Source organism: Helicobacter salomonis, assembly GCF_900197775.1.
GTDB lineage: Bacteria > Campylobacterota > Campylobacteria > Campylobacterales > Helicobacteraceae > Helicobacter > Helicobacter salomonis.
Genome location: NZ_FZMA01000028.1, coordinates 1 through 17,729, shown reverse-complemented (window position 1 = coordinate 17,729; position 17,729 = coordinate 1). Strand labels below are relative to the sequence as shown.

Below are 17,729 nucleotides of genomic sequence, written 5' to 3'. Positions count from 1 at the left end.
AATTTGCCCACAGATTTGTTACAATGACGCCTAAGACACAAGCTAAAGGTTTTTGATGAAAAAAATTGCCCTGCTCATGGGTAGCAAGAGTGATCTAGCTATCCTGCAACCCGGAATCACGCTTCTAAAAGAGTTTCAAGTCCCCTTTGAAGTCCACATACTCTCTGCCCACCGCACTCCCCACGCCTTGCACGAGTTTGTCCTGCAAGCTCCCCAAAATGATGTGGGGGTCTTCATCGCAGCCGCGGGCAAATCCGCGCACTTAGCCGGGGTGGTCGCTTCTTTGAGCATTTTACCCGTGATTGCTCTGCCCATTCTCACTCAGGACTTAGGCGGGCTGGATTCTCTGCTCTCCAGCGTGCAAATGCCTAGCGGGGTCCCGGTAGCCTGTGTGGGGATCAACGCCGCGCAAAATGCGATCTTGCTCGCTTTGGAGATTCTAGCTCTCCATGAGCCCATATTGGCAAAGAAATTGCAACAAGCCCGCCATGATAATGAAGCCAAAATTCTTCAAGACGATCGCGCCCTTTCATCCCAATTTCACAAGGAATCCCATGCTTGAAACCCCATGCCACTTACTCTACGAAGGTAAGGCTAAAAAGGTTTACACCACGACCAACCCTGAACACTACATCGTAGAGTATAAGGACGATGCCACCGCTTTCAATGGGGTTAAAAAAGCCACCTTGCAAGGCAAGGGCACGCTGAATAACCGCATCAGTAATTATTTGATGCAATATCTACAAACCCAGGGTGTAGCCACCCATCTTGTGCGTGAACTCACTCCTGCGCGTGCCCTTGTCAAAAGGCTGACCATGTTTGCTTTAGAAGTGATTGTGCGCAATTTGGCAGCCGGCTCTATGGCTAAACGCCTAGGGTTGCAAGAGGGATCGCCCTTTGAGGCCCCCGTGCTAGAATTTTGTTATAAAAACGATGCGCTGGGCGATCCGCTGATCAATGAGGATCACGCCTTGGCTTTAAAACTTGCCAGTCCTAGCGAACTGCAGACCCTGCGCGCGCTGGCTTTGCGTACCAACACCCTCCTGCAAGCCTACCTAGAAGATAGGGGGATCATCTTGGTGGATTTCAAATTAGAGTTTGGCAAAGATGTGCAGGGGCAGGTTGTACTGGGCGATGAGATTTCTCCAGATACCTGCCGGTTTTGGGACGCACAGACGCGCCAAAAGCTCGACAAAGATCGCTTTAGAGAGGATTTAGGCGATGTGTGCCAAGCCTACGAAATTATTTTAGAAAAGATTTCCCACGCATAAGGATTGCGATGCACAAGCTCAAGGAAGAATGTGGGGTTTTTGGAGCTTTCTCTACGCAAACCTGCTCTCTAGCACCGCTAGCCTATAGTGCCCTATGTGCTTTGCAGCATAGAGGTCAAGAGGGCTGTGGGATTGCCCTCTGCCATGGGGGGCATTTTAGCTACCATAAAAATACGGGGCTGGTCAATGAAGTCTTTGATCAAACCACCTTGCAAAGACTGGGGGATGGAGAGGTGTGTATTGGGCATGTGCGCTATTGCACCACTGGGGAGAATAGCCGCACCAACACCCAACCCCTACTCATCCAACACATCAAAGAACCCCTGGCCATTGCCCACAATGGGAACTTGGTGAATGCTGTGGAATTGCGCCGTGAATTAGAATTGCAGGGCTGTATTTTTCATACCTCTAGCGATACAGAGGTGATTCTCTACCTCATCGCCCAGCACCGCTTAAAGAGTGCCACCCTAGAGGAAGCAATCCAAAGCTGCATGAAGGTGCTGCAGGGGGCATATTGCTTGGTGGTGATGTCTCCTAACAAGTTGATCGCCGTGCGCGATCCTTTGGGATTTCGTCCCCTGTGTTTTGGCAGAAACGATCAGGGAGTGGACATTGTGGCTTCTGAGAGTTGCGCTTTAGACGCACTGGGAGCTAGTTTCACGCGCGAGGTTGCTCCAGGGGAAATTGTAACCTTTAGCACGCAGGGGATTGAGAGCATTGCTACCCCCCTTAAGTCGCGTAAAATCTGCTCCTTTGAATACATCTACTTCGCCCGCGCAGATTCCATGTTAGAGGGCAAGAGCGTGCATTTGGCGCGCGTGCGCGCAGGGCAATACCTAGCCAAAACTCACCCGGCCAATGCCGATGTGGTGGTAGGCGTGCCTGATTCAGGGATCGATGCCGCTTTGGGTTATTCTAAAGAGTCCGGGCTTCCCTATGTCATAGGTTTTATTAAAAATCGCTACATCACGCGCACATTCATCGCGCCTCAACAAGAGCGCAGCGAAAAACTGCGTCTAAAACTCAATGTGGTGATCCCCAATATCCGGGGTAAGCGCATCGTCTTGATCGACGACTCCATCGTGCGGGGCAACACCACGCGGCGCATTGTGAAACTCTTACGCGATGTGGGAGTGAAGGAAATCCACATGCGTGTGTCTTCCCCCCCCTTTATCAACCCCTGCTACTATGGTACAGATGTCGACTCCCAAGAGCACCTCATCGCCCATAATCACAACTTAGAACAAATCACCAAGATTTTAAATTTGGATTCGTTGGCTTATTTGCCCTTAGAGGGGATTGCTTTCATGCTGGAGGGAAGTGGCTTTTGTGCGGCTTGTTTTGGAGGGGGCTACCCTACACCCACACCCGCGCACTCCACCCCTCTAAAAGCCCCCACCCACATCTAAAGGAACACAATGTATTCGTCTTATAAAAGCGCGGGCGTGGATATTCAAGCAGGCTATGAGTCTGTGGAGCGCATTAAAAAACACATCGCGCGCACAAAAATCCAAGCTTTTAACCAGATTGGAGGCTTTGGAGGGCTTTTTGCCCTAGATACCACGGGTTATCAACGCCCTATCTTGGTGAGCGGAGCCGATGGCGTGGGCACAAAACTCAAATTCGCCTTCATGCTCGATTGCCATGAGAGTATCGGGATTGATTGTGTGGCCATGTGTGTGAATGATGTCTTGTGTGTGGGGGCTAAACCCTTGTTTTTTTTAGATTACCTCGCTTTGGATAAAAACGAACCTAGCAAGGTAGAGAGCATTGTTGAGGGCATCGCGCAGGGTTGCGTGCTGGCAGGCTGTGAACTCTTGGGGGGAGAAACCGCAGAGATGCCCGGTTTTTACGCCCCAGAGGAATACGATCTAGCGGGCTTTTGCGTGGGGGTAGTGGACGAATCTAAGATTCTCCAACCCCAGAGTATACAAGCAGGCGATATGATCATAGGACTGGCCTCTAGCGGGCTGCACTCCAATGGCTTTTCTCTGGTGCGTAAAATCTTAAGCGATCGCCACATTGACCCCCTCACTTACACCCTTGAGGGGCAAAATCTCGCCCAAATGCTCTTAACTCCCACAAAAATCTATGTCAAACCCCTTCTAAAACTCTTAGAACAGATTCCTATCAAATCTATCGCTCACATTACGGGGGGGGGCTTTTTTGAAAATATCCCACGCGCCTTGCCTGAAGGGTTAGGAGCTAAAATCACGCACGCTAGTTTCCCCACTCCACCCATTTTTGACTTCTTGTGCGCCCAAGCGCATTTACCCCAAGAAGAGGCCTTTGGGGTGTTTAACATGGGCATTGGCATGGTGTGTGTAATGTGTGCAGAATACACTCAAGAAGCGATCGCGCTCTTGGAGGCAGAGGGGGAGAGCGCCTACTTGCTAGGGGTAGTCCAAGAGGGCACGGGGGTGCAATTATGTTAATTGCACACATCTTAAATACCCAGCGCTACTTTGGACGCGGAATTTTAGTGGGCACTTCCTCCTGTGGCAGTTACGCCTTTTGGGGTTATTTTTTAATGGGGCGTAGCGCGCAAAGTCAAAACCGCCTTTTCACACAGCAAGATCACAATGTCCATATCGCCTTCATAACCCCCCCCAGTGGGGACACTTCTTTAATTTTCTACCCCCCCATTCTCCACCAAGACCCCCATGTAATCATCACCAATGGGAGTCAAACCCAAGTGATCGCCCAAGCCCTCAGAGAGGGGCAGAGCTTTTATCAGGCCCTGCATACCCAAAGTTTTGAGCCCGATTCTCCCCATTTCACCCCGCGAATCAGCGCACTGATCCAGCTCAAAGATCAAAGCTTTAGCTACCAGATGAGCTTGATTAAAGCCCTCAGAGGCGCAAATACCCTTGTGTGCAGTCGCTATTTCTATGATTATGAGAGTTTGCCCGGGCGCGGACATTTTCTGCACACCTACGCCCATGACGCGACCCCCCTGCCCTCTTTTTGTGGCGAGCCCAAGCAGATCGCCATCCCCCCCAATTTGTCAGAATTTGGTGCACAAATTTGGCAGCATTTAGACCCCACCTATAAAGTCGCCCTCTGCGTGCAATCCTTGCATCTGCATACCCACCAAGTCCAAACCCTCATTTTCAACAAGGACGCCTAATGCCCTCCATTCCTCTTAAATACGGCACCAACCCCCACCAAGCCCAAGCCAGCCTCTCTGCTGAATTTATGCCCTTGCAGGTGCTCAATGGCACGCCCAGCTACATCAATTTCCTAGATGCGCTCAATGCCTACCAATTAGTTAAGGAGCTCCAAGAAGCCACCAACCGACCTTGTGCCACTTCTTTTAAGCACGCCAGCCCCACCAGCGCAGCTTGTGCCAAACCCCTAGAAGATGCGCGCCTAAGGGCCTATTTCTTGGAAAATATCCCTGATCTCAATGCCTCTCCCATCGCCACGGCCTACGCACGCGCAAGAGGGGCGGATCGTCTGAGCTCTTTTGGGGATTTTGTGGCCCTAAGCCAACCCTGCGATCTGAGCTGCGCGCGCCTGCTAGCCCAAGAGGTTTCTGATGGAATCATCGCCCCGGGTTTTGAAGCAGACGCACTCAATCTCCTCAAGCAAAAGAAAAAGGGGGGCTATATTGTGATCCAAATAGACCCTAGCTACTCCCCACCCCTCTTAGAAAAGCGCGAAGTCTTTGGAATCACGCTGCAGCAAGAACGCAACCACGCCAAAATCACTCCCGCACTCTTAGATCACATTGTAACACGCCTTCAAACTCTCCCCCCCAGTGCCAAAGAGGACCTACTACTCGCTCTCATCACCCTCAAATACACCCAATCCAACTCGATTTGTTTGGCCTATGGAGGGCAGGCCATCGGGGTGGGGGCAGGGCAACAATCGCGCATCCACTGCACTAAGATCGCCGCGGAAAAGGCTGACCTTTGGCATTTGCGCACACATCCCAAAGTCTTAAACCTGCCCTTTAAAGAGGATTTAAGTCGTCCCACAAAGGACAATCTCATTTATGCGTATTTAACCCATGGGCTAAGTGAAGCGGATTTATCATGTCTAACACATCCCATCGCGCCTTTCAGCCCCCAAGAGCGCGCGGACTATCTAGCGGGCATAGAGGGTGTGAGTTTGGGGAGTGATGCCTTCTTCCCCTTTAGCGATAGTTTGGAGCGCGCAGCTCAAAGTGGGGTGCGCTATATCGCCCAAAGTGGGGGGAGCAAGCAGGATACCAGCGTGATTGAGGCATGCGATCGTTTAGGAATGGTGATGGCCTTTACCTCATTGCGCTTATTTCACCACTAGGAGGACTTATGAAAATTGCCATCATCGGATCAGGAGGGCGCGAACACGCCATTATCAAAAAAATCTCCTCTCAGCACCAACTCTTTGCTCTGCCGGGTAATGCAGGCATGGGCGTGCCATGCCTAGATATTCCCGTGAGCGACACCCAAAGTATTTTAGCTTTCGCCAAGCGCGAAAAACTAGATTTCATCATCGTTGCCCCTGATAACCCCTTAGTGGCGGGCTTGGTGGATGTGCTTGAAGATGCGGGTTTTGCGTGTTTTGGACCTAGAAAAAGCGGGGCACAATTAGAGGGCAGTAAAATATTTGCCAAAGAATTTATGACAAGGCATCACATCCCTACCGCACCTTATCATGCCTTTGGGTGTTTTGAAGAAGCTACAGCTTTTCTAAGCACGCAGAAAACTTTTCCCCTCGTGATCAAAGCCGATGGGCTAGCCTTTGGCAAGGGGGTGCGCATTGTACACAATCTGCAAGAAGGGTTGCAATGTTTAAAAGAGATCATGCAAGAGCGCATTTTTGGGGAGAGTGGGAGTAAAGTGCTCATTGAGGAATTTTTAGAGGGCAAAGAGGCCTCTGTATTAGCCTTTTGTGATGGAATCACGCTCAAACCCATGCTCTCTGCCATGGATTATAAACGGGCTTTAGAGGGCAATCAGGGTCTTAACACCGGGGGGATGGGCTGTATCGCGCCTAATCCCTATTTTACCCCTCAAATTGCCCAGGAATGCCAAGAAAGGATTTTTGCCCCCACTCTTAGGGGTATCCAAGCAGACAACCTAGATTTTAGAGGCTGTCTTTACTTTGGATTGATGCTCACTTCTGCTGGGGTCAAGGTGGTGGAATACAATTGCCGCTTTGGCGACCCAGAAGCTCAAACTCTGCTCCCCTTACTCCAAGGCGATCTACTAGAGATCATGCAAGCCTGCGCCAAACAAGAGCTCGCCACGCAAGAGGTGCGCTTTGCCCCCGATCACGCCTGCTGTGTGGTGCTGGCCTCACAGGGCTATCCCCAAGATTTTGAGGTCGGGTATGCGTTGGGCTATCCTCAAGACTTAGACATTTGCTTTGCAGGGGTCAAGCGCACCCAAGAGGGGCTGTGCAATGCCAGCGGACGCGTGCTCTCCATCACAAGCACCGCCCCCAGCCTGCAAGAGGCGCGTGCGTTGAGCTACGCGCGCATGGCCAAGATTTCTCTTAAAAATGGCTATTATCGCCAAGATATCGGACAAGTATGATTATCTATGTGCAAAAAAAAGCGGGGTTTGACTTTGTAGCCCAGCACCTTTGCGCCCAGTTGCGCGAGGTGTTAAACCTCCCCTATTTAGAGCGCGTGGTGGTTATCAACGCTTACTTAGTAGATAATATAACCCCTGAGGACTTGGAGCGTGTGCGCACTATTGTCTTTAGCGAACCCCAAGTGGACGATCTCTTGGAGGATTTGGAGCTGGGGGATTGTAATGCGTCTTTTGCGATCCAAACCTTCAAGGGGCAATTTTGTCCCAGAAGCCATGCGGCTATGACCTGTTTACAAATGCTTAACCCCAGTACCCCCACTCCCCTAGCCGAGCACGCCACGATCTATAAACTCTATGGAAAACTCCAACCAGAAGAGCTCAAACGCGTGCGTGCTTATCTTACCAACCCCTTAGAAAACCACGAGGTGGCTCTACCCTTAAAAAGGGCGCGCACACTCACCCCTTCGCCCCCTCCCCAAGAAATCTTTGACTTAAGCGTTATCTCCAACAAGGAAGCTTTTCTTGCCAAATACCATTTAGCCCTCTCTTGTGCGGATTTAGACCTGATTGCCAAACACCTCCCCTCTGTGAACTTCTTGGAACTCAAAATCTTAGACACCTTTTGGTCCGATCACTGCCGCCACACCACCTTTCATACAGAGTTAGAGATCAACACACAAAATCCTCTAGCCCAAGAAATTTTAGCCCAATACATGACGATGCGCGAGGAACTCAACCACACCAAGCCCATTAGCTTAATGGATATCTCCACGATCATGGCTAAAACGCTTAAGGCTAAAAATCAGGCGCGCGCGTGGGTAGTGGGTGCAGAGAACAATGCCTGCACGCTGGATATTACAATCAACACCCCTCAGGGCCTAAAACCCTACTACCTCTTTTTTAAGAACGAAACCCATAACCATCCCACAGAGATCGAACCTTACGGGGGGGCCTCTACTTGTATTGGGGGAGCGATTCGCGACCCCCTCTCTGCGCGCGGGGTTGTCTATGCGGGGATTCGCATTTCTGGGTGCGCCAACCCGCTTGAACCCATCGCCCAAACTAGAGCGGGCAAACTCCCCCAAAGAAAAATTGCGCTAGGGGCCTCTGAGGGATTTAGTGCCTATGGGAATCAAATCGGGGTGGCTACTGGGCTGGTGCATGAGGTCTATCACCCCGGCTACAAGGCCAAGCATTTAGAATTAGGTGCGGTGGTGGGCTGTGCGCCCCAAGATCATGTGCGCTCTTTAGAGCCTAAGAGTGGGGATGTAGTGGTCTTAGTGGGTGGGCGCACGGGGCGTGATGGCTTGGGGGGGGCTAGTGGGTCTTCACAAGCCCACCACACCCAGTCCTTAGAGCTTTGCGGCGCGCAAGTGCAAAAGGGAGATGCCCTTCAGGAGCGCAAACTTCAGCGACTTATGCGCAATCCCAAATTTTGCCAGCTCATCAAGCGTTGCAATGATTTTGGAGCGGGGGGGGTGAGTGTAGCCATCCCTGAGCTAGCCCCTAGTGGGGTGCGTATCAATTTGGATGCCATGCCCACTAAATACGAGAATTTAAGCCCCTTTGATTTGGCTTTGAGTGAATCTCAAGAGCGTATGGCTATGCTGATTGAGGCTAAGGACTTGGAGGCATTTCAAGCCTATTGTGAGAGTGAGGGGGTATTGAGTGCGCCCATCGCGCAAATCACCACAAGCCAAGCTTTAGAAATGTATTTTCAAGAGGAGCTTGTGGCGCGTATTCCTATGGCTTTACTCCACAGCCACGGCGCATCCCGCTTTGCGCGCGCCCAGATTCCAACTTTTCCAAAGCCCCCCAAGCGCGCTTACAATTTTTTAAAAGATTTTAAGCACTTAGCTACTGATTTAAATCAGAGCACTCCACGGGGTTTGATAGAGCAATTTGACTCCACCATTGGGGGCAATAGCATTTTCATGCCCTTAGGAGGGATTTACCAAGCCACTCCCATCCAAGTGATGGCGCATAAAATCCCCTTTGAAGACACCTCTACTTGTTCTCTAGTGGCTTTTGGATTTGACCCTTACACATGTGATCAAGACCCCATTAAAGGGGGGTACTTGGCCGTGATTGAGAGTGTATGTAAACTAGTGGCATGCGGGGCACAATGCCATGACATTTATTTGAGTTTCCAAGAGTATTTTGAGTCTTTGGGCGCAGACGCGCATAAATGGGGCAAACCCGTTGGGGTGTTACTAGGCGCGCTCTTAGCCCAACAACGCCTTAATATTGCCTGCATTGGGGGCAAGGATTCGATGAGCGGGAGTTTTGAGGATTTGAGTGTGCCCCCCACCTTTGTGAGTTTTGCCTTTTGTGCCCAAGAGAGCACCCATTTAATTAGCCCAGAGTTCAAAGCCCCCGGGCATTTTATCTATCTCCTTCAAGCTCCTTTAGACACGCATGATCTACCAACACAGCTAGACACATTGTTTGAAAGCTTGCATGTGCATATTACTCAAAAGCGCGTGATCTCTGCCTATGCGCTGGGGGCTAAAGGGGTGGCCCAAGCGTTGATCCACATGAGTTTAGGTAATCGCATCGGGGTAGAATTAGAGGAGAATTTGCATTTAGACACCCTCTTTGCACCCGGTTATGGGGGCTTTGTGCTAGAGAGTGTGCAGGAGTTAGAGCAGGGACTTAAATTAGGACACACCAGTGCGCAAGAGCATATTAGACTGGGCAAAGATACTATCTCTATTGGTGATCTGCAAAGAGAACCCTTAGATTCCCTCTACCCCACGCGTGCTTCAGGTCCTGCACCCTGCACCCTGCCCCAAACCATGCGTCCCCTAAACCCTCCTCCTGCGCGCGTTAAAATCGCCAAGCCCCGCGTGCTCATCCCCATTTTTCCGGGCACGAATTGTGAATACGACACGCAAAGGGCTTTTGAGAGGGCGGGGGCGTTGGTGCAGATGTTAGTCATCAACGATCTCACTCCTCGCCATAGCGCACAAGCTATTATACAGATGCAAAAAGCCCTACAAAATACCCAGATTTTGTTCTTACCCGGAGGATTCTCCGGGGCTGATGAGCCCGATGGAGCGGCTAAGTTGATCAAAGCCTTTTTCTCCAATATGAAGTTACAAGAGGTACTGAATGCATTTTTAGAAAATCGAGATGGACTCATTGGAGGGATTTGCAATGGGTTTCAAGCTTTGCTCAAATTGGGTTTGCTCCCCTTTGGGCGCATCACTCCCTCCAAACCCCACCACCCCACCCTTTTGCCTAACGCCATTTTACGCCACCAAAGTAAAATTGTGCATGTGCGTGTGATCTCCAATGCCTCGCCCTGGCTGAGTGCCACGCAAAAAGGGGCGATCTATGCTGTGCCCATTTCGCATGGCGAAGGGCGTTTTTTTGCCCCACAACAAACTCTCATAGAACTTGCCCAGCGCGATCAAATCGCCACGCAATATGTCAATTTAGAGGGACAAGTGAGTTTAGACACAACCTTTAACCCCAATGGTTCGCTCTGCGGCATTGAGGGGATCACTTCGCCCTGCGGGCGCATCTTTGGCAAAATGGGGCATAGCGAACGAGTGGGTGCACAGCTGTATAAAAATGTAAAAGGGGACTTTTCTATGCCTATTTTTGAAGGAGCTGTAAAGTATTTTAGTGAGTAAGGGAGTGGTGCGGAAGAGAGGAATCGAACCTCCACGCCTCGCGGCGTCAGATCCTAAGTCTGGTGCGTCTACCAATTTCGCCACTTCCGCTCAAAAACCCCTATTATACCCCCATAAGTTTAAACACCCCTGAAACTAGAGTAGCAACGCCCCGAGCGTGCCAAAGACAATCAGGGGAATATTGTAAACTAAAAAGGTAGGTAAGCAAGTATCATAGATATGGCTGTGTTGTCCATCCGCGTTGAGCCCCGTGGTGGGCCCGATGGTGCTATCTGAAGCGGGCGAGCCTGCATCGCCTAGTGCGGCTGCAATACCCACTAGGAGGATAGTCGCAGAAGTGCTAAAACCCAAAGCCACACACAAGGGGCAGTAAAAAGCAGCGATGATGGGCACGGTGCCAAAGGAAGTGCCAATCCCAATGGTGATAAAAAGCCCAATGCCTAGCATGAGCAATGCACCTTCTAGCTTATTAGAAACAAGACTACTGGTTGTTTGCACTAAATCTGCAATGGCATGGGTTTTTTGCAACACCTCTCCAAAACCTGCGGCCACGAGCATGACAAAGGCCACAAACCCCATCATTTTCACCCCCTCATCAATCACCTTGTCCATTTCTTTCCATTTAACCACGCGCCCAGCCAGCATGACCATTAGACCAATGAAAGCCCCTAGAGGCAGGGACCCCGTGCTCAACTGCACCACAAAGGCGAGCACAATCCCCAACAAAGTTAAATAGTCACGCCAACTCAACTGGAGAGCTTGTTCGCTTTGAAGTTCCAGACTATCCTTGTAAATGCGAGGTTTTCGATAGAGAAATAACACTGCCACGACTAGACCCGTTAGCATAGCCAAACCAGCAATGGACATCACTCCTACGACCTGGGAGAGAGTGGTCGAGATGCCATTAGCATTGAGATTTTCCACGATGAGGTTGAGAAAAATAAGCCCAAATCCTGCAGGAATGGTCATATAAGGTGTTTGTAACCCGAAAGTTAGGGCACATGCCAGGGCGCGTCTGTCTAGCTGTAAGCGATTCATCAAATGTAAAAGCGGGGGAATCAAAATGGGAATAAAGGCAATGTGTACGGGGATGAGATTTTGGGAAAAGCAGGCGATGAAAGCGACCAGAAAACACACAATAGTGGCTTTTTTATCCATGATTCCAACTAGTTTGTGTAATACGACCTTGATGAGATTTCCGCTCGAAATCATGACGGCCAGCGCGCCCAAGAGGATATAACTCAAGGCCGTTTCCAAATTGCCATGCATGCCTTCAATCATAACTTGGGTTGTCTTCACTATCCCCAATCCTCCCATCACTCCAGCCACCAAGCTGGCCGCAATGATGGCGAGCAAAATGTTCAAGCGCGCCAAACTCAAAGCCACCATCACCACCACAGAAACTACAGCTGGGTTACTCCACAACATCACTCCACCACCCGTTTTAAAAGTGCTCCATAGGCTTCAATACGGCGATCCCTGAAAAAGGGCCACATCAAACGCGTTGCTCTACTTTCCTCCAAATCAAGGCATGCGTAAACAATTTCTTCCTCCTCTCCGCCCAGAGCTAACTCCTTGCCAAAGGCTCCGTAAATAAAACTTGAGCCGAAGAATTGAAGACCTTGTGTGTGCCCCGAGGGGTCCAACTCCAGTCCTACACGATTAGAGGTGATCACAGGGATCACATTGGCAATGCTGTGCCCACGCTGGACACCGCGCCACGCCTCTCTTTGCAAAGCCTTGTCCTGCGCACTCTCGCTTGAATCGTTAAACCACCCAATCGCACTGGGATAAATGAGCATATCGGCCCGTTTGAGCGCCATGATCCGCGCGGCTTCAGGGTACCATTGATCCCAACATACCAACACCCCCAAATTTCCTACACTCGTTTGGATGGGAGCAAAGTCATCTCCGGGCGTGAAGTAGAATTTCTCATAAAAACGCGGATCATCGGGAATATGCATTTTGCGTTGAATCCCTGCAATGTCTCCATTTTTTTCAAACACAACGGCTGTGTTGGAAAACACCCCCTCCATGCGCTTTTCAAATAATGAGCCCACGATCACAACACGGTGTTTTTGAGCCAGTTGGCTTAAAAACTGGATATCCTCTGGATAGTGCTGTGCTAGAGCAAAATAGCTGGGATCTTCGTGTTGGCAAAAATACGCATAGGGATGCAATTCAGGCAAAACCACTAGGTCCAAAGACGGGTGCAATTGTTTGGAGCACTCCAGCATGCGTGCTGTATGCTCTAAAGTACTTAGACGATCCCCCTGATAGGCGTGCTGTAAGATAGCGACATGAATGCAAGGTGCCTGCAAGACTTATCCTCTCTGAATGGCGCGTCCACGCGCTGCAAAGTGAATTTAGAAGAGCTCCACTAGAAAGACATAGGTTACCAAGATACCGATTTATTGCTTCCCAGTTTAGAGATGGGAAATTCACGACTCCACACCTCCAGCCCGTTTTTAATACTCGTTAAAGATAGAATAAAGACATAATCAATGCGTTGTTTGCTGGAACTCACCCGTGCATTTCTTTGGATCACCTTACCGCTCAAGGAGAGGTCTGGAGCTTGGAGCGAGCCCTTTTCTTGCGTTGTCTCTTGATTGAATTCCTCATCATTGCGCAATTGACGCGCTTTTTTGATCATCGCATCCTCGCTGCCTCCACTCCCCGCGATCGCTTTAGTCACATAAAACTTACTGGGCACATGTTCCCTGAGAGTTTGGAGCACGAGCTGGGTGAGCTGTTGAGTATCAAAATGTTGCATGGTATCGTTCAGCACATCGGATACCGCGATGACATAGTGAGGTTTGCTAAGACCTTGCACATCAGGGCTGGCCAGCATGGAAGCTACAGCTGTTTTAGCCGCATCTTCAATATCTTGGTAATCTAGGCCCGCTGTGGCGTACTTCTTAGACTCCTGATCCTGCTTAGAGATATAGCTCACATTCCCGCCACAACCTGCTAGTACCAGGCCCGCGGCCACACACGACGCCCAAAGACATTTATTGAAACTTCCCTTCCGCGCCCCTGTAATCATATCAATCCTTTTTTATATTTTTTTGTGTTGCTTGTGTTGGTTTTTTGTTCTCAGGGACAGCCTTATCCTGCAGGGAAGTCTGGGGTGCGGGTTTCTCTTCCGTGATCTGAGCCTGCTTGCTCATCTGGACATCCATGTCTACCAAGACGAATACTTTATCAGGCGCGACCCATTTTGTCCGTAATTCCGTGCCCTGAAGTTCTACATGCACCCTCTTTGCGCCACTTTCCTGTTTGTGGGTCTGCAATACAAAATCTGCGAGTTTATCACGCGCCTTGGTGCCTGCTAGACTCGTGGCACTTTCGATATCATCATCCAAAATGTCCGCTACCCCACAAGCAACAACCTTATCCTGCTGGATATTGGCTGGCTTGGCGCACTGGTTTACCCAGCCGGGCGCACCCCCACAACCCCATAGTAAAACGCCCAGAACCCCCCAGGCCCCTACTTTGTACATCTATTCTTGCAAACCTAGCTCAGACTTAACTTTAGCGATGATGCCCTTATCCAGTCCGACTAAAACCCACACGCGATCCTTGCCCACCCATCTTGCAAACTGCTTGGTCGCTGTGAGCACGCGATCGACCTTTTCACTGATTTGTCGGCTGCTATTTTTATCTAAGGATTTTCCAGTTCGACTGACTTGTTCTTGCACATCTTTCATGAGCTCAGATTTGAGATTGGTCGCTAGACTCGTGCGTGCCTTAGTTGCCGCTAAATCAGTAGCATAGTCCACATCCCCATCCACAATATCCTCCTCGCCCCGTCCTAAGAAAACAGCAGAATATTTCACCTTGTCTTCTTTGATATTGTTGAGATCGCCAGCAACCCAATCAGGGGCACTCTTGGTCTGCTTGTAGTACTCCTTATTCTCCTTGCTCACCCCAGACTTAGGCTCGCCGCATCCGACAATTCCCAAAGCCACGACCAAACTACCTGCCACCAAGACCCACTTAAACTTACCTACCATCGCTTACTCCTTATTTTTTGTAGAATCTAAATTTACACGCACAAAGTCACAGAGAGCTAAACCCTGAAAGGATTTTCCACGACTTTTTTACGATCCACCACATAGGGAATCAAAGCCATGTGGCGCGCGCGCTTGATGGCCACCTCTACACGCTCCTGCCACTTTTTGCTATTACCCGTCAAACGCCTAGGCATGATTTTGTAGCGTTCGGAGAGAGAATAACGCAGAAGCTCTAAATCCTTGTAGTCGATGAACTCGATCTTTGCCTCAGTGTATTTGCAATAGCGCTTAGAATAGCGTTTCTTTTCCATCATCATCCTTTCTTAAAATGGCATTTCATCATTGATATCGATCTCTGGCACACTCTGGGGCTCTTTTCTAGGTGCAGGGTTGCTCAGACTCTTTGCCTGATAGGGAGCAGCTTGATCCCATCCTCCCCCGCTTTGAGCATCGCGTTTGGAATCCAACATCACCAAATTCTCGGCCACAACGCTGTGTTTACTCTTCTTGTTGCCATGCTGATCATTCCAAGTTTCTAAACGCAAGCGCCCCTCAATCAGGACTTTAGAACCCTTGTGTAAGTATTGGCTAGCGATTTCAGCCGTGCGCCCCCACAGATCGATGTCTACAAAACAAGTCTCCTCCCCCTTGGTTCCGTCCTGTCGTTTGAAGACATGGTTAGTGGCAATCCCCACCTTACCCACCGCGCTTCCACTGGGCATATGGCGCAATTCGACATCGCGTGTCAGATGCCCTACCAATGTGACTCTATTGTACATCGCTCTCTCTAGGGGGTGTGGGAGGTGTGCTAGAGGGCTGTGCGTCTTGGTGTTCTTTGAGGCGTGGGCGTTTGATTTCTGAGCCGGGTTTTTTCAAGGCCCGATCTACCAAAGTCTGCCAAGCTTTCTGCTCTTTCTTATTCTCATACCTCAAGATGATGAAGCGCAAAACATCCTCATTGATACGATACAATCTTTCCAGTTCCAAGACCACCTCTGGGCGCGCCTTAAAGTAGATGACAAAGTAATAGCCACGCCTTTGCTTTTTGATCTCGTAAGCTAGCTGCCTACTTCCCATGTCAAGAGTTGCCTCTATAACTCCCTCATGCTTTGAGATCACCTCTTGGTAGAAAGCAAGCTTACTTTTAATCTCTTCTTCTACCATCGTAGGTTTGAGGATGAACATCGTCTCGTAATGTTTCAAGAAATCTCCTTCTGGATTGCGCCCTCCTGCGTATGCAAGAGAGCAAGGTTCAGGCCGAGCATTCTAACCAATGTAATCTTGCACTTTAATTAAGAAATGCCAACCTGCCTGCGCGTTGCCCTGCATGCACTGCACATGCCATTCTCTGAGAAGCTCAAAAATAGGGCGCGTCGCTTTGAGCTGTCCAACGCGCTTGCTCAATTGCGATGCCAGTGCTGGGGGTGGGTTAAAACCCAAAATCTCCTTGGGTCGAATGCTTCCATGGATTTTCAAATAACTGGCAAAAAGAAATAGTTGGTAAAAATAACGCGCCAACGCACGTACCAGCTCCACCTCATCGACACCCTCTGCTTGCAGACGCGTAAAGATCGCAAAACGCCCCACTCCTCCCTCAAATAGCGAGTCTAATAATTGCTCTGTGCCAACAGCACCCATTCCATAGACCTCTTGTTGAACCTCCTGCACATGTATAGGGCGACCAGATAGGGCAAGTTTTTGGAGTTCCTGATTAATAATACCTAAGTCGTTATTGTGCAGCTCAAGCAATAAATACAAGGCCTGCATGTCAATTGGCAACCTCAGCGCGCGCGCTCTCTCCTGTAACAGTGTGATCAATTCAGAAGTGCTGGGAGTAAAAAAACGCACCTCCGCAATCTGCCCCTTGAGTTTGGGATGCACGAGTTGAGCCCCAAATTGCTTGCAGTGTTGGGGGTATTCTCCCTTATTCTTGGCGGGATAAAATCCGATGATAAGCGCATTTCTAGGATGTGCTATGATGGCTTCCACCAAAGCGTGACACTCTTTGGCATTCAATTTCTTATCCAACTTCAAGCACACCACAACCCCCTCCCCAAAGAGGGAATCCTGACTCAGAGCCTCTAAAACACTTTTGAGATCATAATCCCCAAAGTAAAAGCGTTGTTGCTGGGCATGTGCATAACGATCTAAAATCTTTTGGACATAGTGTTCAATGTAGAAAACATATTCGCCATAGAGCAGTGCAACCCTAGGAGTTGTGTGCTCCAAGTACTTGACAAATTCGCCATGGTACATCAAGTGAACGAAACCTGTTGCATACTATGGAAAATCTCAAGGTAGGGCACGCGCCCCGCGCAAAAGTGACCAAAACTCAGGGCTGCTTGCGCGATCAGCATCGCCCTCCCATCCAAGGTATGCACGCCCAAATCCTGCGCCATTTGCAAAAAGGGGGTTTCAACGCTGTAGATGAGATCGTAGGCGATCCTGGTCTGATTAAGTAAAGCATGGAGTAGTGCGCTCTCTAGGGGCAAACTTATCCCATCCATCCCAGCGCTGGTGGTGTTGACGACTAAATCGTAGGGTTCTGGTTTTAATTCTGCACTAAGAAAGCACGCCAACCCCTGCGCTTGAAACGCCTCTAATCTCTGCGCACTGCGATTGACAACACGCACGCACGCCCCATGCGCGCGCAAGCTGTGCACCACTGCACGCGCACTCCCCCCCGCCCCTATCACCAATGCATTTTTAATAGGAACTGGCAACAGGACAAGGGGCGCATAAAACCCCTCTATGTCTGTATTATAGCCCACCAAATCCTCCCCCTCTAACACCCAAGTGTTGACAGCCTTGATCTTCTTGGCTTGGCCACGAGTCACATCGCTCAAGTCATAAGCGATCTCTTTAAAAGGCGCAGTGATATTGGCCCCGCTTAAACCCAATTTGATAAACTCTGCTTTGAGCTGCGCGCCCTCTTGCAGGCAAATCGTGCGATACTCTCCCCTAAAACCTAGCGCATGCGCGAAATCTATAAAAGCCTTGTTGTGCAAGGCGGGTGATTTGGAGTGGGCAATAGGATTGCCAAAGACCCCAAACTCTCTACTCCTCACGCGTGGTACTCATCAATTTCAAATACACCCAACCCTTTTTGACACGCCCCCAACCATTTTTGATCTCTAGCACATGCACTTCTCTACCACGCAAGAGTCTTTCTGTTACTCTAGCTTTAATGCTAGGCAAAGCGCGCACATTGAGTACATCTACTGCAACATAGTAGGTCGTGGCGGGGGCTTTCGCAGGCGAGGGGGCAGGGGG

19 protein-coding genes and 1 tRNA gene are annotated in these 17,729 nt (G+C 49.9%); 8 read left to right on the top strand and 12 right to left on the bottom strand.

Annotated elements, in window-relative coordinates; all coding sequences use genetic code 11:
- Nucleotides 1–55: 55 nt before the first annotated feature.
- The 8 genes from purE to C6H04_RS05270 are packed head-to-tail and all read left to right on the top strand — an operon-like array spanning nt 56 to nt 10,440.
- Nucleotides 56–562 (top strand): 5-(carboxyamino)imidazole ribonucleotide mutase, encoded by a 507-nt coding sequence (gene purE, locus C6H04_RS05305; RefSeq protein ID WP_104695300.1) that lies wholly within the window; start codon nt 56–58, stop codon nt 560–562.
- Nucleotides 555–1,271 carry a phosphoribosylaminoimidazolesuccinocarboxamide synthase gene (purC, locus tag C6H04_RS05300; protein WP_104732535.1) on the top strand — a complete coding sequence of 239 codons (717 nt, stop codon included), beginning with the start codon at nt 555–557 and terminating at the stop codon, nt 1,269–1,271. The genes purE and purC overlap by 8 nt, the downstream gene beginning before the upstream one ends.
- 8 nt (nt 1,272–1,279) lie before the next feature.
- Nucleotides 1,280–2,680, top strand: coding sequence for an amidophosphoribosyltransferase (gene purF / locus C6H04_RS05295; RefSeq protein WP_104732534.1), 1,401 nt, complete (start codon nt 1,280–1,282; stop codon nt 2,678–2,680).
- Nucleotides 2,681–2,689: 9 nt separating this feature from the next.
- Nucleotides 2,690–3,706: a phosphoribosylformylglycinamidine cyclo-ligase gene (purM, locus tag C6H04_RS05290; RefSeq protein ID WP_104732533.1), complete on the top strand. Its 1,017-nt coding sequence runs from the start codon at nt 2,690–2,692 to the stop codon at nt 3,704–3,706.
- A complete protein-coding gene (locus C6H04_RS05285; RefSeq protein WP_233711864.1) occupies nt 3,700–4,401 on the top strand; it encodes an IMP cyclohydrolase in 702 nt (233 codons plus the stop codon). The genes purM and C6H04_RS05285 overlap by 7 nt, the downstream gene beginning before the upstream one ends.
- A complete protein-coding gene (locus C6H04_RS05280) occupies nt 4,401–5,561 on the top strand; it encodes a phosphoribosylaminoimidazolecarboxamide formyltransferase (RefSeq protein ID WP_104732532.1) in 1,161 nt (386 codons plus the stop codon). The genes C6H04_RS05285 and C6H04_RS05280 overlap by 1 nt, the downstream gene beginning before the upstream one ends.
- Nucleotides 5,562–5,569: 8 nt before the next feature.
- The gene (purD, locus tag C6H04_RS05275) at nt 5,570–6,799 is read left to right on the top strand and encodes a phosphoribosylamine--glycine ligase (RefSeq protein ID WP_104732531.1); all 1,230 of its coding nucleotides are present in this window, start codon (nt 5,570–5,572) and stop codon (nt 6,797–6,799) included.
- A complete protein-coding gene (locus C6H04_RS05270) occupies nt 6,796–10,440 on the top strand; it encodes a phosphoribosylformylglycinamidine synthase (RefSeq protein WP_104732530.1) in 3,645 nt (1,214 codons plus the stop codon). The genes purD and C6H04_RS05270 overlap by 4 nt, the downstream gene beginning before the upstream one ends.
- 5 nt (nt 10,441–10,445) lie before the next feature.
- Here the strand turns inward: C6H04_RS05270 and C6H04_RS05265 are convergent.
- From C6H04_RS05265 to C6H04_RS05210, 12 genes are all read right to left on the bottom strand, one after another.
- Nucleotides 10,446–10,530, bottom strand: a tRNA-Leu gene (locus C6H04_RS05265).
- Between the two features lie 45 nt (nt 10,531–10,575).
- Nucleotides 10,576–11,868, bottom strand: coding sequence for a Na+/H+ antiporter family protein (locus C6H04_RS05260; RefSeq protein WP_104695293.1), 1,293 nt, complete (start codon nt 11,866–11,868; stop codon nt 10,576–10,578).
- Entirely contained in the window at nt 11,868–12,761 is an 894-nt protein-coding gene (locus C6H04_RS05255) for a nitrilase-related carbon-nitrogen hydrolase (RefSeq protein ID WP_104732529.1), read from the bottom strand. Before C6H04_RS05255 ends, C6H04_RS05260 begins: the two co-directional genes overlap by 1 nt.
- Before the next feature lie 74 nt (nt 12,762–12,835).
- Nucleotides 12,836–13,486 (bottom strand): penicillin-binding protein activator LpoB, encoded by a 651-nt coding sequence (gene lpoB, locus C6H04_RS05250; protein WP_104695291.1) that lies wholly within the window; start codon nt 13,484–13,486, stop codon nt 12,836–12,838.
- Between the two features lies 1 nt (nt 13,487).
- The gene (locus C6H04_RS05245; RefSeq protein WP_104732528.1) at nt 13,488–13,943 is read right to left on the bottom strand and encodes a hypothetical protein; all 456 of its coding nucleotides are present in this window, start codon (nt 13,941–13,943) and stop codon (nt 13,488–13,490) included.
- Complete coding sequence (locus tag C6H04_RS05240; RefSeq protein WP_104695289.1) at nt 13,944–14,456, bottom strand: LPP20 family lipoprotein; 513 nt, start codon at nt 14,454–14,456, stop codon at nt 13,944–13,946.
- A 56-nt stretch (nt 14,457–14,512) separates the two neighbouring features.
- Nucleotides 14,513–14,767: a 30S ribosomal protein S18 gene (rpsR, locus tag C6H04_RS05235; RefSeq protein ID WP_013469516.1), complete on the bottom strand. Its 255-nt coding sequence runs from the start codon at nt 14,765–14,767 to the stop codon at nt 14,513–14,515.
- Nucleotides 14,768–14,779: 12 nt separating this feature from the next.
- Nucleotides 14,780–15,235, bottom strand: a complete 456-nt coding sequence (ssb, locus tag C6H04_RS05230; protein WP_104695288.1) for a single-stranded DNA-binding protein — start codon at nt 15,233–15,235, stop codon at nt 14,780–14,782.
- Nucleotides 15,225–15,659, bottom strand: a complete 435-nt coding sequence (rpsF, locus tag C6H04_RS05225) for a 30S ribosomal protein S6 (RefSeq protein ID WP_104695287.1) — start codon at nt 15,657–15,659, stop codon at nt 15,225–15,227. The genes ssb and rpsF overlap by 11 nt, the downstream gene beginning before the upstream one ends.
- A 63-nt stretch (nt 15,660–15,722) precedes the next feature.
- Nucleotides 15,723–16,712, bottom strand: coding sequence for a DNA polymerase III subunit delta (gene holA, locus C6H04_RS05220; RefSeq protein WP_104732527.1), 990 nt, complete (start codon nt 16,710–16,712; stop codon nt 15,723–15,725).
- The gene (locus tag C6H04_RS05215; RefSeq protein WP_104732526.1) at nt 16,712–17,524 is read right to left on the bottom strand and encodes a shikimate dehydrogenase; all 813 of its coding nucleotides are present in this window, start codon (nt 17,522–17,524) and stop codon (nt 16,712–16,714) included. The genes holA and C6H04_RS05215 overlap by 1 nt, the downstream gene beginning before the upstream one ends.
- The coding region (locus tag C6H04_RS05210) for an SH3 domain-containing protein (protein WP_233711863.1) at nt 17,514–17,729 on the bottom strand (216 nt) is incomplete at its 5' end. The genes C6H04_RS05215 and C6H04_RS05210, both read right to left, overlap by 11 nt.

Coding starts and splice junctions, on each gene's coding strand:
- purE (WP_104695300.1), top strand. CDS start 56: ATGAAAAAAATTGCCCTGCTCATGGGTAGCAAGAGTGATCTAGCTATC.
- purC (WP_104732535.1), top strand. CDS start 555: ATGCTTGAAACCCCATGCCACTTACTCTACGAAGGTAAGGCTAAAAAG.
- purF (WP_104732534.1), top strand. CDS start 1,280: ATGCACAAGCTCAAGGAAGAATGTGGGGTTTTTGGAGCTTTCTCTACG.
- purM (WP_104732533.1), top strand. CDS start 2,690: ATGTATTCGTCTTATAAAAGCGCGGGCGTGGATATTCAAGCAGGCTAT.
- C6H04_RS05285 (WP_233711864.1), top strand. CDS start 3,700: ATGTTAATTGCACACATCTTAAATACCCAGCGCTACTTTGGACGCGGA.
- C6H04_RS05280 (WP_104732532.1), top strand. CDS start 4,401: ATGCCCTCCATTCCTCTTAAATACGGCACCAACCCCCACCAAGCCCAA.
- purD (WP_104732531.1), top strand. CDS start 5,570: ATGAAAATTGCCATCATCGGATCAGGAGGGCGCGAACACGCCATTATC.
- C6H04_RS05270 (WP_104732530.1), top strand. CDS start 6,796: ATGATTATCTATGTGCAAAAAAAAGCGGGGTTTGACTTTGTAGCCCAG.
- C6H04_RS05260 (WP_104695293.1), bottom strand. CDS start 11,868: ATGTTGTGGAGTAACCCAGCTGTAGTTTCTGTGGTGGTGATGGTGGCT.
- lpoB (WP_104695291.1), bottom strand. CDS start 13,486: ATGATTACAGGGGCGCGGAAGGGAAGTTTCAATAAATGTCTTTGGGCG.
- C6H04_RS05245 (WP_104732528.1), bottom strand. CDS start 13,943: ATGTACAAAGTAGGGGCCTGGGGGGTTCTGGGCGTTTTACTATGGGGT.
- C6H04_RS05240 (WP_104695289.1), bottom strand. CDS start 14,456: ATGGTAGGTAAGTTTAAGTGGGTCTTGGTGGCAGGTAGTTTGGTCGTG.
- rpsR (WP_013469516.1), bottom strand. CDS start 14,767: ATGGAAAAGAAACGCTATTCTAAGCGCTATTGCAAATACACTGAGGCA.
- ssb (WP_104695288.1), bottom strand. CDS start 15,235: ATGTACAATAGAGTCACATTGGTAGGGCATCTGACACGCGATGTCGAA.
- holA (WP_104732527.1), bottom strand. CDS start 16,712: ATGTACCATGGCGAATTTGTCAAGTACTTGGAGCACACAACTCCTAGG.